Consider the following 13,590-nt stretch of genomic DNA (forward strand, 5'->3'; position numbering starts at 1 on the left):
ACGTCGGCCGCGCGGTAGCCGGGCGCCGGGTGGTCCTCAACTTGTGGGCGTATTGGTGCGCGCCGTGCGCCGCCGAACTGCCCGCGATGGCCGAGTATCAACGTCGGGCCGGTTCGGACGTGACGGTGGTGACGGTGCATCAAGACGAGAACGAGACGGCCGCCCTGCTGCGGCTGGCCGAGCTCGGGGTGCGCCTGCCGACCCTGCAGGACGGTCGTCGCCGGGTCGCGGCCGCGCTGCGGGTGGTTAATGTGATGCCCGCGACGGTGGTCCTGCAGCCGGACGGTAGCGTTGCCCAGACGCTGCCACGAGCTTTCACCACTGCCGATGAGATCGCGGCCGCGATCGGCAACGACAGGGGATAAGCGGAAAAATTGAACCGACTGGAGGGGCCGTGAGTGCTGGGGGTTCGCCCCTGCGGAATGGGGACCCCGCCCCGGCGCGCGGGGCCGTTCCGTTGCGGCCTGACGCTTGCCCGTCCTGGCTGCGTCCGCTGCTCGACCATGTCGATGACGTTCCCGATGCGGCCCGGCGCCGACTGCCGGCCGATGTGCTGGCGATGATCACCAGCAAGGCCGCGTCGGCGGTGACGGCCCTGCGCGGCGGCGGCCGGGAAGCCGCAGTGCTGGTGTTGTTCTCCGGTTCGGAATCCGGCCCGCCCGACGGTGGTTTCCCCGACGACGCCGACCTGCTGGTCACCGTGCGGGCCTCGACCCTGCGCCACCACGCCGGCCAGGCGGCGTTTCCCGGCGGCGCGTCCGATCCCACCGACGACGGCCCGGTGGACACCGCGCTGCGCGAGGCCCGCGAGGAAACCGGGATCGACGTCAGCCGGCTCTATCCCCTGGCGACGATGGAAAAGATGTTCATCGCGCCGTCGCAGTTCCACGTCGTCCCGGTGCTGGCCTATTCGCCGGATCCGGGCCCGGTGGCCGTGGTCAACGAGGCCGAAACGGCGATCGTGGCGCGAGTTCCGTTGCGCGCCTTCGTCAACCCGGAAAACCGGCTGATGGTGTACCGCGGCGATCTCGGCCGCCGGTGGGCCGGCCCGGCGTTTCTGCTCAACGAGATGCTGGTCTGGGGATTCACTGGCCAGGTGATTTCTGCGCTGCTCGACGTCGCGGGCTGGGCCCAGCCGTGGGACACCACCGACGAGCGGGAGTTGGACGCCGCGATGGCGTTGGTCGGCGAGGGGGGCGGGTTGCGGTGAATTCGATGACCCCGTCGCAGTGGCTGGATGTCGCCGTGCTGGCGGTCGCGTTCATCGCGGCGGTCTCGGGCTGGCGGTCGGGCGCGTTGGGCTCGTTGCTGTCGTTCGTGGGGGTGTTGTTAGGCGCCATCGCGGGGGTGCTGCTGGCGCCGCATCTGGTCAGCCACATCGCCGCCCCGCGCGCGAAATTGTTTGCCGCACTGTTCTTGATCCTCGCGCTGGTGGTCATCGGTGAGGTCGCCGGTGTGGTGCTGGGACGCGCCGTCCGGGGCGCGATCCGCAGCCGTTCCATCCGGACGGTCGACTCGGTCATCGGGGTGGCGGTCCAGCTGGTCGTGGTGCTGACCGCGGCGTGGTTGCTGGCCACGCCGTTGACCCAGTCCAAGGACCAGCCGGAACTGGCCGCGGCGGTCCGCGGCTCGCGAGTGTTGGCTCAGGTCAACGACGTAGCGCCGCCCTGGCTCAAGACGGTGCCCAAGCGGCTGTCGGCGCTGCTGAACACCTCCGGTCTGCCCGCGGTGCTGGAGCCGTTCAGCCGCACCCCCGTGATCCCGGTCGCCTCGCCCGATCCCGAGCTGGCCGGCAACCCGGTGGTGCAAGCCACCGCGCCCAGCGTGGTCAAGGTGCGCAGCCTGGCGCCCAGCTGCCAGAAAGTGTTGGAGGGCAGTGGTTTTGTGATCGCGCCCGACCGGGTGATGACCAACGCGCACGTGGTGGCCGGTTCCAACAGCGTTCAGATCTACGCCAGCGGCAACCCGCTGGACGCCACCGTGGTGTCCTACGATCCGGCGGTCGACATCGCGATCCTGTCCGTCCCGAACCTGCCCCCGCCGCCGTTGACTTTCGCCCAGGGCGACGCGAAGACCGGCGCCAGCGTCGTGGTCCTCGGGTATCCCGGTGGTGGGAACTTCACCGCGACCCCGGCCCGGATCCGCGAGCTGATCAAGCTGAGCGGTCCCGACATCTACCGCGATCCGGCGCCGGTCACCCGTGACGTCTACACGATCAGAGCCAGTGTGGAGCAAGGTAATTCGGGTGGGCCGCTGATCGATCTCGACGGGCATGTGCTCGGGGTGGTGTTTGGTGCTGCGGTCGACGACCCCGACACCGGCTTCGTGCTGACCGCCGACGAGGTGGCCAGTCAGCTTGCCCGGGTCGGCGATACCCAGCTGGTAGGCACCGGGTCCTGCGTGGGCTGAGCCGCCGCGGTCACCTCGCCCGGGTCGGGTGCACCTGTTCGAGGAACTTCGTCAGGTGCCTGTTGATTTCCTCGGGCGCCTCTTCGTGGCTGAAATGCCCTGCGCCGGAGATGGATACGTAGCGGCCCTGAGGTGCGTAGCGCTGTGTTCGGTCGACCGGGTCGGCCAGCACGTAGGGATCGGCGTCGCCACGCAGGTGTAAAAGCGGGACGCTGAGCTGCTGGCTCATCGACCTCATGAAGCGCCGGCCCTCGTCGCGCAGCTGGCTGCGGACGGCCCAGCGCTGGTATTCCAGTGCGCTGTGCGCGGCCGCCGGGATCTGAATGGCCGTGCGCAAGTGGTCGATAGTTTCGGAAAAGTCTTCGGAGGCAAGCCATTTAGCACAGCTGCGGCTGCGGACCAGGCGCTCGATCTCGGCGGCGTCGTCGCGGGTCAACAGGCGTTCGGGCCACAACGGTATCTGGTATTGCAGCAGTGTCGGCAACAGCGCGTAACCCTGGTCGCGGCGCGTCAACGTCGATCGCCGCAACGCCGCCGGGTGCGGCGAACTGATCAGCGCGATCGCCGACACCAGCCGCGGATGCAGCAGTGCGGTGGCCCAGCAGCCCAGCCCGCCGTCGGCGTGGCCCACCAAAGTCGCCGAGGAGTGGCCCAGCGCCCGGATGAGTCCGGCGGCGTCGCCGGCCATCGTCCAGCCGTCGTAGCCGCGGGGCGGCTTATCGCTACCCCCATAGCCCCGCAGGTCGACGGCCACCACACGCGCCCCGCGCAGTCCGCGCAGCTGATGGCGCCACGACCACCAGAACGACCCGAAACCGTGCAGCAGCATCACCAGCGGGCGCGACGTCGCCTGCCGGGCGTCGGCATCGCCTGAGGCCTCGACGACGTGGAAGCGGATGCCGTTGGCGTGCACATCGTGATGGCGCCACGGCCCGTCGATGCGGGTTACCGACGGATCGGGCGGCGCCATCTACCAACCCGATGGATCGGCGGCGGCGCCGTTTGCGGGCTTCGCGTGCTTGCCCTGCGACTCGGGGAGCTGCCGGGCACCGCCGGGGGCCTTGTCGTGGCCCGGGGTGAGCGCGGTGCGCGTCTCCTTGACCGACTCGATCGTCTGGCGCGGTCCCCGGATCCGGCGGACCTTGAGGAAGCCCAGCAGCGCCAGCAGGGCGCCGACCACCACCATCACGCCGAACACGATGAGGTACGCCGCCCAGCGCCACAGCCAGGTGTCGAGCAGCTCGGCGATGAAGAAGAAGAAAAAGAAGGTGGAGTAGAACAGCACCACCAGCGCGGCGATGAAGAAGACGCTCCCGGTCAACCCCTTTTTGACGTCGCGGGTAATTTCGGCGCGCGCCAGTTCGACTTCGGCGCGAACCAGCGTGGACACCTGGGTGGTCGCGTCTTTGATCAGGTCACCGATCGACGGCTCGGCGGATCTGGCATGCGGGTCGGTCAACGGAATGGTGGTCAGGGTGCTGGGCACACCGTTCTTGCCATCGGCTTTGCTCACAGACGGTCCTCTTTCGTCGTTGCCCGGCTCGCTGTCGTCGCGGTTCATGTTGCCATGCGGCGCCTGGACAGGAGAAGCCAGACGAGGCCGGCCGGGCGCTGCGGCGCGGGGTTCGAGAGTGCCGAGGCCAGTTCGCTTCGCACAGAAGGCGGTCGGCGACGCCGCGCGGGCGACGCGCTTTGCAAAGCGAACATCACATGGTTGCCGATTACACTCGGCGCCAAGCCGGTCGCGATGTCCGGCCGACCGATGGGAGTGGGGCCGTGCGGAGGGCGCACCGATGCTTCTTACTGGCGATGGTCGCCCTGCTCGTGGCTGTGCTGGGTTCGCCTGCCCGCGCCGCCGCCGCTGACGTCCGGATTCCAATCGGCGGCGGGGCCGGCATCGTCATCAACGGCGACACCATGTGCACCCTGACCACCATCGGCGGCGACGCCGCCGGCGAGCTGATCGGTTTCACCTCCGCGCATTGCGGCGGCCCGGGCGCCCAGGTCACCGCCGAGGGCGCGGAAAACGCCGGCGTGCTGGGCACCATGGTCGCCGGCAACGACAACCTCGACTACGCGGTGATCAAGTTCGACCCCGCCAAGGTGACGCCGGTGGCCAACTTCAACGGCTTCTTGATCAGTGGCATCGGGCCGGACCCCGCCTTCGGCGAGATCGCCTGCAAACAGGGCCGCACGACCGGCAATTCGTGCGGCGTCACCTGGGGCATGGGCCAGGCGCCGGGCACCATCGTCATGCAGGTCTGTGGTCAACCGGGCGATTCCGGCGCGCCGGTCACCGTCAACAATCAGCTGGTCGGCATGATCCACGGGGCCTTCAGCGACAACCTGCCGACCTGCGTCATCAAGTACATTCCGCTGCACACGCCGGCCGTGGTCCAGTCGTTCAACGCGATCCTGGCCGACATCAACTCCAAACACCGGCCCGGCGCGGGGTTCAGCCCGCTGCCGGGCTGAACCGCGGCGACTACTTCGCCGCCCTGATCGCGTCGAACACGCCGGGATCGAGCAGCGTCGAGGTGTCGCCCAGTTCGCGGTTTTCGGCGATGTCCCGCAGCAGCCTGCGCATGATCTTGCCGCTGCGCGTCTTGGGTAGCTCGGGCACCACGTGCACCTCGCGCGGGCGGGCGATCGGTGAGATCTCCCGGGCCACCTCGACGCGCAATTCGTCGACGATCCCGTCGTGCACTTGGGAATCGGAGCGCAGGACGACGAACGCGCAGATGGCCTGGCCGGTGGTCGCGTCGGTCGCCCCGACCACCGCCGCCTCGGCGACCGAGGCGTGGCCGACCAGCGCCGACTCCACCTCGGCCGTGGACAGCCGGTGACCCGAGACGTTCATGACGTCGTCGATGCGGCCCACCACCCAGATGGCGCCGTCGCGGTCGTAATAGGCGCTGTCGCCGGCGAAATACCAGCCCTGCTCGGCGAACCGGGACCAGTAGGTCTCGACGTATCGCTCGGGGTCGCCCCAGATGCCGCGCAGCATCGATGGCCACGGCTGGTCGAGCACAAGATAGCCGGTGACGTGCTCACCCTGGTGGATGCCCGGGACCAATTGCTCGCCATGGTCGTCGACGATCTTTGCCGAGATGCCCGGCAGCGCCCGCATCGCCGAACCCGGTTTGGCCGCAGCGACTCCGGGCAGCGGGGAGATCATCGTGGCGCCGGTCTCGGTCTGCCACCAGGTGTCGACGATGGGAAGGCGGTCGGCTCCGATCACCTTGCGATACCAGCGCCACGCTTCGGGGTTGATCGGTTCGCCAACCGAACCCAGCAGCCGCAGACTGGACAGGTCGTGCGCGTCGGGGATCTCGTGGCCCCACTTCATGAACGTGCGAATCAGCGTTGGCGCGGTGTAATAGATTGTGACGCCGTACTTTTCGATGATCTCGAAGTGCCGGTGCTGACTGGGCGAGTCGGGCGTGCCCTCGTAAAGGACCTCGGTGACGCCGTTGGCCAGTGGACCGTACACGCCGTAGGTGTGCCCGGTGACCCAGCCGATGTCGGCGGTGCACCAGAACACGTCGGTCTCGGCCTTGATGTCGAAGACGTAGTAGTGCGTGTAGGCGGCATGGGTCAGGTAGCCGCCGCTGGTGTGCACGATGCCCTTGGGCTTGCCGGTGGTTCCCGAGGTGTACAGCAGGAACAAGGGCTGCTCGGCGTCGAACGGCTCCGGGGTGTGCTCGGCGGATGCGGCGTCGACGACGTCGTGCCACCACAGGTCGCGGTCGTCATTCCAGGACACGTCAATTCCGGTGCGCCGCACCACAAGTACGTGCTCGATGGGGCTGTCCCCGTCGGGACCGGACGCGACGGCCTCGTCGGCGGCGTCCTTCAACGGGGCCGGCTTGCCGCGGCGGAACTGGCCGTCGCTGGTGATCAACAGCTTGGCCGAAGCGTCGGCGATGCGGGCCGCCAGCGCCTTGGCGGTGAAGCCGGCGAACACCACGCTGTGCATCAATCCCAGGCGCGCACAGGCCAGCATCGCGATCACCGCTTCGGGAATCAGCGGCAGGTAGATCGCGACCCGGTCACCGGCGACCAGACCGAGGTCGCTCAGCGCGTTGGCGGCCTTGCACACCTCGGCGTGCAGTTCGGCGTAGGTCAGGCTGCGGTGATCGCCGACGGGTTCGCCCTCCCAGTGGATGGCGACCCGATCCCCGTGGCCGGCCTCGACGTGGCGGTCCACGCAGTTATAGGCGACGTTGAGCTTGCCGTCGGCGAACCACTTGGCGAACGGCGCCTGCGACCAGTCCAGCACCTCGGTGAACGGCGTCTCCCACGACAGCCGATTGGCCTGCTTGGCCCAGAAGGCCAGCCGGTCCTGCTCGGCTTCGCGGTACAGCTCCTCGCCCGCGTTGGCCTGCTCGACGAACTGCGCCGGCGGCGGATAGGACGAGGGGCCTGCGGAATTGGTGGCGGTCACTAAGTTCTCTCCTGTAGTCGAGACTTCGCCGTTCGGCGGCCGTGCGCTGGTGGCCGAGTGCGAGCCTAGCCGGGTGAGGCGTAGCTGTGCGAGTGGTAGCTGTGCGCGCGAATCCGGGGTCAAAAGTGTGCCCGTGCCGGATAATCACCTCCTGTGCCGGGTCATGAGCGGGGCAGCCGCCGACTACTTGCCAGCTTTGCCGCGACCGCAACGGTTTACGCGGTGGCCGCCGTGTCGGGGTGGCCCGCGTCGGCCATCCCGCTGGAGAGCGGCGACCAGGCCACGCCGTGCCGGTCGGAGCAGGTCGCCGTGAGCGCCTCGCCGGCGGAAGGGGCGGTGGGTCATCGCGCGGTGACGCTGCTGTTCACCCTCGCCGGCGGCGCCGAATCGTGCACGCTCACCGGATACGCCTGGGTCGATTCGGGCGCCGGGGGCCCACTGATTCACGCGCAGCCCACGCCGCGCGGCTACCTGGGCGGGCTGCCGGCCGGCACCGACGTCCCGCCCACCGTGCTGTTGTCGATATCGGCGCAGGGGCAGGCCATCGTCGAGGGGCTGTCGCTCGACGGTAGTGGCGGCGCGTGCCCCACCTACACCGACCTGCGCGTCAACCCGCCCGACACCGAAATGGTGCTGACGGTGGCGGCCACCATCGACGCCTGCGAATTGCAGGTGCATCCCATCACCGCGGTCTGAGCGGGTTAATAGGCTCTGACCAGGCAGTAGACCCGCGCGGGAACGGGGTAGCCGACGCCCTTTTCGTCCGTCGCGCATTGGGTTCTGTCGGTGCTGCCGTCGATGCGCCGAATCACTCTGACCTGCACCCTGTTCGACGTGCCGCAGTCGCCCAACCTGATCGTCATCGCGTCACCATCACTGAGCATCAAATAGCACTGGCCCTGCATCAGGTTGACGGCGAAACACAGGATCATCGTGTCGGTGGTGAAGCGGTCATAGACGGAGTGTTCTCGTTTGCCGTCGGGGCAACTGTCCGAGGCGCCGCCCTTGAAGGCGAGTTCATAGGTCGCCGCCGGGTTGGCGCAGCCGCGACTCGGGGTTGAATCGAAACGCTGTGCCTTGTAGTCGCTTTCGGTGATGCAATCGCCAACCCGCAGGGATGTGTCGGCCCGGTGCGACTTACCCAGCCTCGCGGCGGTGGCGGCGAGGTTCCCGAAGATCCCGAACGCCAGCAGCACGGCGCCGATGGTGATGAGGGTGGTGGCCGACTTGGGCGTCCGCGGTTGCGGCGCGTAGCCCGGATAAGCCGGATAGGGCGGCGTGGGGTACCCCGGCTGCGGGTAGGGGTAGCCGGGGCCGGCGGGGAAGCTCGGTGGGTATTGCGGGTAAGCCGGCGGCCGCCGGCGGCTGCGCGAGCGCGTCACCAGCCCAATGACCAGGCAGAGCAAACCGATCGCGGGGATGCCGAGCGCCGCCACCAGACGGCCCGCCTCATAAGCGGCCCCCTCGGAGGCCAGGTAGGCGACGGTCACCGCCCGAGTTTAAGTCGTGACGGCCGGCCCGGGCACTTCACCGCCGCGCCACTTCAGGCCCTAGGGTCGGGTGTCATGCGTGCGATGCGGACCGCGTTGGCCTTGCTGGCCCCGGTCGTCGTCGCGGTGCTCGTGGTCGCCTCGCTGGCCGGATGCGGTGGCGGCGTGCTCAGCCCGGATCTGGTGGTGGTCAACGGCGGGGAACCGCCGAACCCACTGATCCCCACCGGAACCAACGACAGCCTGGGCGGCCGGATCCTCGATCGGCTCTTCGCCGGGCTGATGTCCTACGACGCCGCCGGCAACCCGTCGCCGGAGGTCGCCCAAGCGGTCGACACCACCGACAACGTCAACTACCGCATCGTCCTCAAACCCGGCTGGACGTTCACCGACGGCTCACCGGTGACGGCCCATTCGTTCGTCGACGCGTGGAACTATGGGGCGTTGAGCACCAACGCCCAACTGCAGCAAAGCTTCTTCAGCCCGATCGACGGCTTCGATGCGCTCGCCGGCCCGGCCGGTGACGGAAAGCCGGCGTCCACCACCATGTCCGGCCTGCAGGTGATCAACGAGCGGGAATTCACCGTCCGGCTGAAGGCACCCACCATCGACTTCAAGTTGCGGCTGGGCCACAGCGCGTTCTATCCCTTGCCGCAGGCGGCCTTTCGGGACATGGGCGCGTTCGGGCAACACCCGATCGGCAACGGCCCCTACCAACTCGCCGACGGTCCAGACGGTCCCGCATGGGAGCACAACGTCCGAATCGACTTGCGGCCCAACCCCGGTTACCACGGCAACCGCAAGCCACGCAACAAGGGGCTCAGGTTCGAGTTCTACGCCAACCTGGACACCGCCTACGCCGACCTGCTCTCCGGCAACCTCGATGTCCTGGACACCATTCCGTCCAGCGCGTTGACGATCTATCAGCGCGACCTGGGCGGCAACTCCGCCAGCGGCCCCGTCGCCGTCAGTCAATCGCTCGACACGCCACTGCGGTTGCCCCACTTCGGCGGTGAGGAAGGCCGGCTACGCCGGTTGGCGTTGTCGGCGGCCATCAACCGCCCGCAGATCTGTCGGCAGATCTTCAACAACACCCGCAGTCCGGCCCGCGACTTCACCGCCAGCTCGCTGCCGGGATTCGATCCCAACATCGCCGGCAGCGACGCGTTGGACTTCAATCCCGGACGGGCACGCCAACTCTGGGCCCAAGCCGACGCGATCTCGCCGTGGAGCGGGCGCTACGCCATCGCCTACAACGCCGACAGCGGCCATCAGGAGTGGGTGGACGCGGTGGCCAACAGCATCAAGAACGTGCTGGGCATCGACGCCGTCGGCGCGCCGCAGCCCACCTTCGCCGGCTTCCGCACCCAGATCACCAACCGCACGATCGACACCGCGTTCCGGGCCGGCTGGATCGGTGACTACCCCTCGATGATCGAGTTCCTCGCCCCGCTGTACGCCACCGGCGCGGGATCCAATGACGTCGGCTATTCCAGCCGCGAGTTCGACGCCGGCCTGGCCGCCGCCGAGGCGGCCCCCGACCTGCGGCAAGCCGACGCGCTGGTCAACGTCGCGCAACGAATCCTGTTGCACGACATGCCCGCCGTGCCGCTGTGGTACTACATCGCCGTGCTCGGATGGTCACCTCAGGTGAGCGCCGTCAAGGTCAGCTGGAACGGTCTGCCCGACTACGAGAATCTCGTCAAGGCTTGAACATGGGCTGGTACATCGCACGCCGGATCGCCGTCATGGTGCCCGTCTTCCTGGGCGCCACCCTGCTGATCTACGGCATGGTCTTCCTGCTACCAGGCGACCCGCTGGCCGCCATCGCGGGGGACCGCCCGCTGACGCCGGCCGTGGCCGCGGCGCTGCGCGCCCGCTACCACCTGGATGATCCGTTCATCGTGCAGTACCTGCGCTACCTCGGCGGCGTCCTGCACGGCGACCTGGGCCGCTCCTATTCCGGGCTTCCTGTCAAGGACGTTCTCGCACATGCCTTTCCGGTCACCCTGCGGCTCTCGGTGATCGCCCTGGCCGTCGAGGCGGTGCTGGGCATCGGATTCGGGGTGATCGCCGGGCTGCGCCAGGGCGGCCTCTTCGACGCGGGCGTGCTGATCACCGGTCTGGTCATCATCGCGATCCCCATCTTCGTGCTGGGCTTCCTGGCGCAGTTCGTGTTCGGAGTGCGGTTGGGCATCGCGCCGGTGACGGTCGGGGAGCGGGCGACCTTCGCGCGGCTGTTGCTACCCGGAATCGTGCTGGGCTCGGTGTCATTCGCCTACGTGGTGCGGTTGACCCGATCCGCGGTGGCCGCCAACGCGCACGCCGACCATGTGCGCACCGCCACCGCCAAGGGATTGTCACGGCCGCGGGTGGTCGCCGTGCACATCCTGCGCAACTCGCTGATCCCGGTGGTGACCTTCCTGGGCGCGGACCTGGGGGCGCTGATGGGCGGCGCCATCGTGACCGAGGGCATCTTCAACATCCACGGCGTCGGCGGCGTGCTCTATCAAGCCGTCACCCGACAGGAGGCTCCCACGGTGGTCTCGATCGTGACCGTGCTGGTGCTCATCTATCTGATCACCAATCTGATGGTGGACCTGCTCTACGCGGCGCTGGACCCTCGGATCCGCTTTGGCTGAGCACTCCGGCTTCTGGGGCGAGACCTGGCGCAAACTGCACCGGCGTCCGAAGTTCGTCATCGCCGCCGTGCTGATTTTCCTCATTCTTGCGGTCGCCCTGTTTCCCGCATTGTTCACTCACGCCGACCCCGGCTATGCCGATCCGAGCCAAAGCCTGCGCGGCCCTTCGGCCGCGCACTGGTTCGGCACCGACCTGCAGGGCCACGACATCTACGCGCGCACCGTCTACGGGGCGCGAGCCTCGGTGACGGTCGGGCTGGGCGCGACGCTGCTGGTCTTCGTCGTCGGCGGCGCGCTGGGTGCGCTGGCCGGTTTCTACGGCGGCTGGATCGACGCGGTGGTCTCCCGCCTCACCGACGTCTTCTTCGGCCTGCCGCTGTTGCTGGCCGCCATCGTCCTCATGCAGGTGCTGCACCACCGCACGGTGTGGACGGTGATCGCCATCCTCGCGTTGTTCGGCTGGCCGCAGGTGGCCAGGATCGCCCGCGGTGCGGTGCTCGCGGTGCGGGGCAGCGACTACGTGCTCGCCGCTAAAGCGTTGGGAATGAGCAGGTTTCAGATCCTGCTGCGGCACGCGCTGCCCAACGCGCTGGGGCCGGTGATCGCGGTGGCCACGATTGCCCTGGGCCTGTTCATCGTCACCGAGGCGACGCTGTCCTACCTCGGCGTCGGATTGCCGCCGTCGGTGGTGTCGTGGGGTGGCGACATCAACCTCGCCCAGACCCGGCTGCGGGCCGGCTCACCCATCCTCTTCTACCCCGCCGGCGCGCTGGCCATGACCGTGCTGGCATTCATGATGATGGGTGACGCACTGCGCGACGCGCTCGATCCGGCCTCGAGGGCGTGGCGGGCGTGACCGCCGGCGACGATGCAGAGCGCGGCGATGAACAGGAGCGGCGCATGGTGAACGCCGCGGCGTCCCCGCTGCTGTCCGTCGAGGGCCTGGAGGTCAGGTTCGGTGAGCACGCCGCGGTGTGCGGGGTGGATCTACGCGTGCTGCCCGGCCAGACCGTCGCGGTGGTCGGCGAATCGGGATCGGGCAAATCCACCACCGCCGCCGCGATTCTCGGGCTGCTACCGCCGGGAGGCCGAATCACCGGCGGACGCATCATGTTCGACGGCATCGACATCTCGACCGCCGATCGTCGAGCGCTGCGCTCGATCAGGGGGCGGCACATCGGCTATATCCCGCAAGACCCGATGACCAACCTCAACCCGGTGTGGAAAGTCGGGTTCCAGATCCGGGAAGCCCTGCGCGCCAACACGAGTGATCGGGGAACGCGGCGGCGGGCGGTGGAATTGCTCGCCGCGGCGGGCATGCCGGATCCGGCCCGCCAGGCGGGCCGCTACCCGCATCAGCTGTCCGGCGGCATGTGTCAACGCGCGCTGATCGCGATCGGGCTGGCGGGCCGGCCGCGGCTGCTGATCGCCGACGAGCCGACGTCGGCGCTCGACGTCACGGTGCAGCGCCAGGTCCTCGACCATCTGCAACGGCTCACCGCCGAACTCGGAACCGCGCTGCTGCTGATCACCCACGATCTGGCGCTGGCCGCCGAACGGGCCGAGCAGGTGGTCGTCGTCCACCGCGGGGTCGTGGTGGAATCCGGTGGCGCACGGTCGATTCTGCGCGCGCCGCAACACGAGTACACCCGGCGGCTGGTGGCGGCGGCCCCGTCGCTGACGCGCCGGAGCCGGCCGGCCTCCACCCCGACCGACGACATCCTCGTCGCCTCGGATCTCACCAAGGTCTACCGGGAGTCACACGGGGCGCCGTGGCGGCGCAGCGAATTCCGTGCGGTCGACGCGGTGTCGTTTCGGCTGCGCCGCGCGAGCACGCTGGCCATCGCCGGTGAATCGGGCTCGGGGAAATCGACGGTGGCCCGCATGGTGCTGGGCCTGCTCCAAGCCACCTCGGGCACCGTCGATTTCGACGGCACCCGGATCGACGATGCGATACCCCGGGATCAGCAGCTGGCGTTCCGCCGCCGTGTGCAGCCGGTGTTTCAAAACCCTTACAGCAGCCTGGATCCCATGTACTCGGTGTTTCGGGCGATCGAAGAGCCGCTGCGCATCCACCGCGTCGGTGACCGCAGGCAGCGCGCCCAGGCGGTGCATGAGCTCGTCGACCAAGTGGCGCTGCCGTCGTCGGTGCTGGAGCGGTTGCCGCGTGAGCTGTCGGGCGGGCAACGGCAACGGGTGGCCATCGCCCGGGCGCTGGCGCTGCGGCCCGACGTGCTGGTGTGCGACGAGGCGGTGTCGGCGCTCGACGTGTTGGTGCAGGCGCAGATACTCGACCTGCTGGCCGGGCTGCAGGCCGAGCTCGGATTGGCCTATCTGTTCATCAGCCATGACCTGGCGGTGATCCGGCAGATCGCCGACGACGTCCTGGTGATGCGGGCGGGCCGCGTGGTGGAGCAGGCGCCCACCGAGGAACTGTTCACCGACCCCAAGCACGCATACACCCAGCAGTTGCTCGACGCCATCCCGCGCCTGCGGTGAAACCGGCGGAGATAGGTTGTGAGGTTGTGACAGCAGATCCGCTGGCCCCCCTGATGGACCTGCCCGGCGTCGCCGAGGCCAGTGACCGCGCCCGCGAAGCGTT

Annotated in this window: 13 protein-coding genes and 1 pseudogene; 10 read left to right on the top strand and 4 right to left on the bottom strand. The window is 68.7% G+C overall.

Annotation, left to right across the window (positions count from 1 at the left end):
- The 3 genes from DQP58_RS22820 to marP all read left to right on the top strand — a co-directional run.
- Window positions 1-365, top strand: a 365-nt coding sequence (locus tag DQP58_RS22820) for a TlpA family protein disulfide reductase (protein ID WP_133259420.1), incomplete at its 5' end; no start/stop codon positions are given.
- Window positions 366-394: 29 nt separating this feature from the next.
- Complete coding sequence (locus DQP58_RS22825; RefSeq protein ID WP_066867637.1) at window positions 395-1,210, top strand: NUDIX hydrolase; 816 nt, start codon at window positions 395-397, stop codon at window positions 1,208-1,210.
- 5 nt (window positions 1,211-1,215) lie between these two features.
- Window positions 1,216-2,409, top strand: coding sequence for an acid resistance serine protease MarP (marP, locus tag DQP58_RS22830; RefSeq protein ID WP_066867749.1), 1,194 nt, complete (start codon window positions 1,216-1,218; stop codon window positions 2,407-2,409).
- A 10-nt stretch (window positions 2,410-2,419) separates the two neighbouring features.
- Here marP and DQP58_RS22835 read toward each other — a convergent pair whose 3' ends face one another.
- Window positions 2,420-3,379: an alpha/beta fold hydrolase gene (locus DQP58_RS22835; protein ID WP_112710443.1), complete on the bottom strand. Its 960-nt coding sequence runs from the start codon at window positions 3,377-3,379 to the stop codon at window positions 2,420-2,422.
- Complete coding sequence (locus DQP58_RS22840; RefSeq protein ID WP_112710451.1) at window positions 3,380-3,922, bottom strand: phage holin family protein; 543 nt, start codon at window positions 3,920-3,922, stop codon at window positions 3,380-3,382.
- Between the two features lie 263 nt (window positions 3,923-4,185).
- Between DQP58_RS22840 and DQP58_RS22845 the strand changes: the two genes are divergently transcribed.
- On the top strand, window positions 4,186-4,884 hold the full coding sequence (locus DQP58_RS22845) for a S1 family peptidase (RefSeq protein WP_112710444.1): 699 nt from the start codon (window positions 4,186-4,188) through the stop codon (window positions 4,882-4,884).
- A 10-nt stretch (window positions 4,885-4,894) separates the two neighbouring features.
- On the opposite strand, the gene acs is transcribed toward DQP58_RS22845, so the two are convergent.
- Complete coding sequence (gene acs / locus DQP58_RS22850) at window positions 4,895-6,856, bottom strand: acetate--CoA ligase (RefSeq protein ID WP_112710445.1); 1,962 nt, start codon at window positions 6,854-6,856, stop codon at window positions 4,895-4,897.
- A gap of 153 nt (window positions 6,857-7,009) precedes the next feature.
- Between acs and DQP58_RS22855 the strand changes: the two genes are divergently transcribed.
- Window positions 7,010-7,552, top strand: a complete 543-nt coding sequence (locus DQP58_RS22855; RefSeq protein WP_112710446.1) for a DUF4232 domain-containing protein — start codon at window positions 7,010-7,012, stop codon at window positions 7,550-7,552.
- A 5-nt stretch (window positions 7,553-7,557) separates the two neighbouring features.
- On the opposite strand, the gene DQP58_RS22860 is transcribed toward DQP58_RS22855, so the two are convergent.
- On the bottom strand, window positions 7,558-8,346 hold the full coding sequence (locus DQP58_RS22860; protein ID WP_112710447.1) for a hypothetical protein: 789 nt from the start codon (window positions 8,344-8,346) through the stop codon (window positions 7,558-7,560).
- An 84-nt stretch (window positions 8,347-8,430) separates the two neighbouring features.
- On the opposite strand from DQP58_RS22860, the gene DQP58_RS22865 reads away from it, so the two are divergent.
- The 5 genes and pseudogenes from DQP58_RS22865 to DQP58_RS22885 all read left to right on the top strand — a co-directional run.
- Window positions 8,431-10,059, top strand: coding sequence for a peptide ABC transporter substrate-binding protein (locus DQP58_RS22865; RefSeq protein ID WP_205869516.1), 1,629 nt, complete (start codon window positions 8,431-8,433; stop codon window positions 10,057-10,059).
- Between the two features lie 2 nt (window positions 10,060-10,061).
- The gene (locus DQP58_RS22870; RefSeq protein ID WP_112710449.1) at window positions 10,062-10,988 is read left to right on the top strand and encodes an ABC transporter permease; all 927 of its coding nucleotides are present in this window, start codon (window positions 10,062-10,064) and stop codon (window positions 10,986-10,988) included.
- Window positions 10,981-11,844, top strand: a complete 864-nt coding sequence (locus tag DQP58_RS22875) for an ABC transporter permease (RefSeq protein WP_112710450.1) — start codon at window positions 10,981-10,983, stop codon at window positions 11,842-11,844. Before DQP58_RS22870 ends, DQP58_RS22875 begins: the two co-directional genes overlap by 8 nt.
- A 44-nt stretch (window positions 11,845-11,888) precedes the next feature.
- Complete coding sequence (locus tag DQP58_RS22880; protein WP_430916551.1) at window positions 11,889-13,487, top strand: dipeptide ABC transporter ATP-binding protein; 1,599 nt, start codon at window positions 11,889-11,891, stop codon at window positions 13,485-13,487.
- Window positions 13,488-13,513: 26 nt separating this feature from the next.
- Window positions 13,514-13,590: pseudogene (locus DQP58_RS22885) on the top strand (oxidoreductase); the annotation flags it as partial.

The sequence above is a fragment of the Mycobacterium colombiense genome, assembly GCF_003284975.1.
GTDB classification, from domain to species: domain Bacteria; phylum Actinomycetota; class Actinomycetes; order Mycobacteriales; family Mycobacteriaceae; genus Mycobacterium; species Mycobacterium europaeum_A.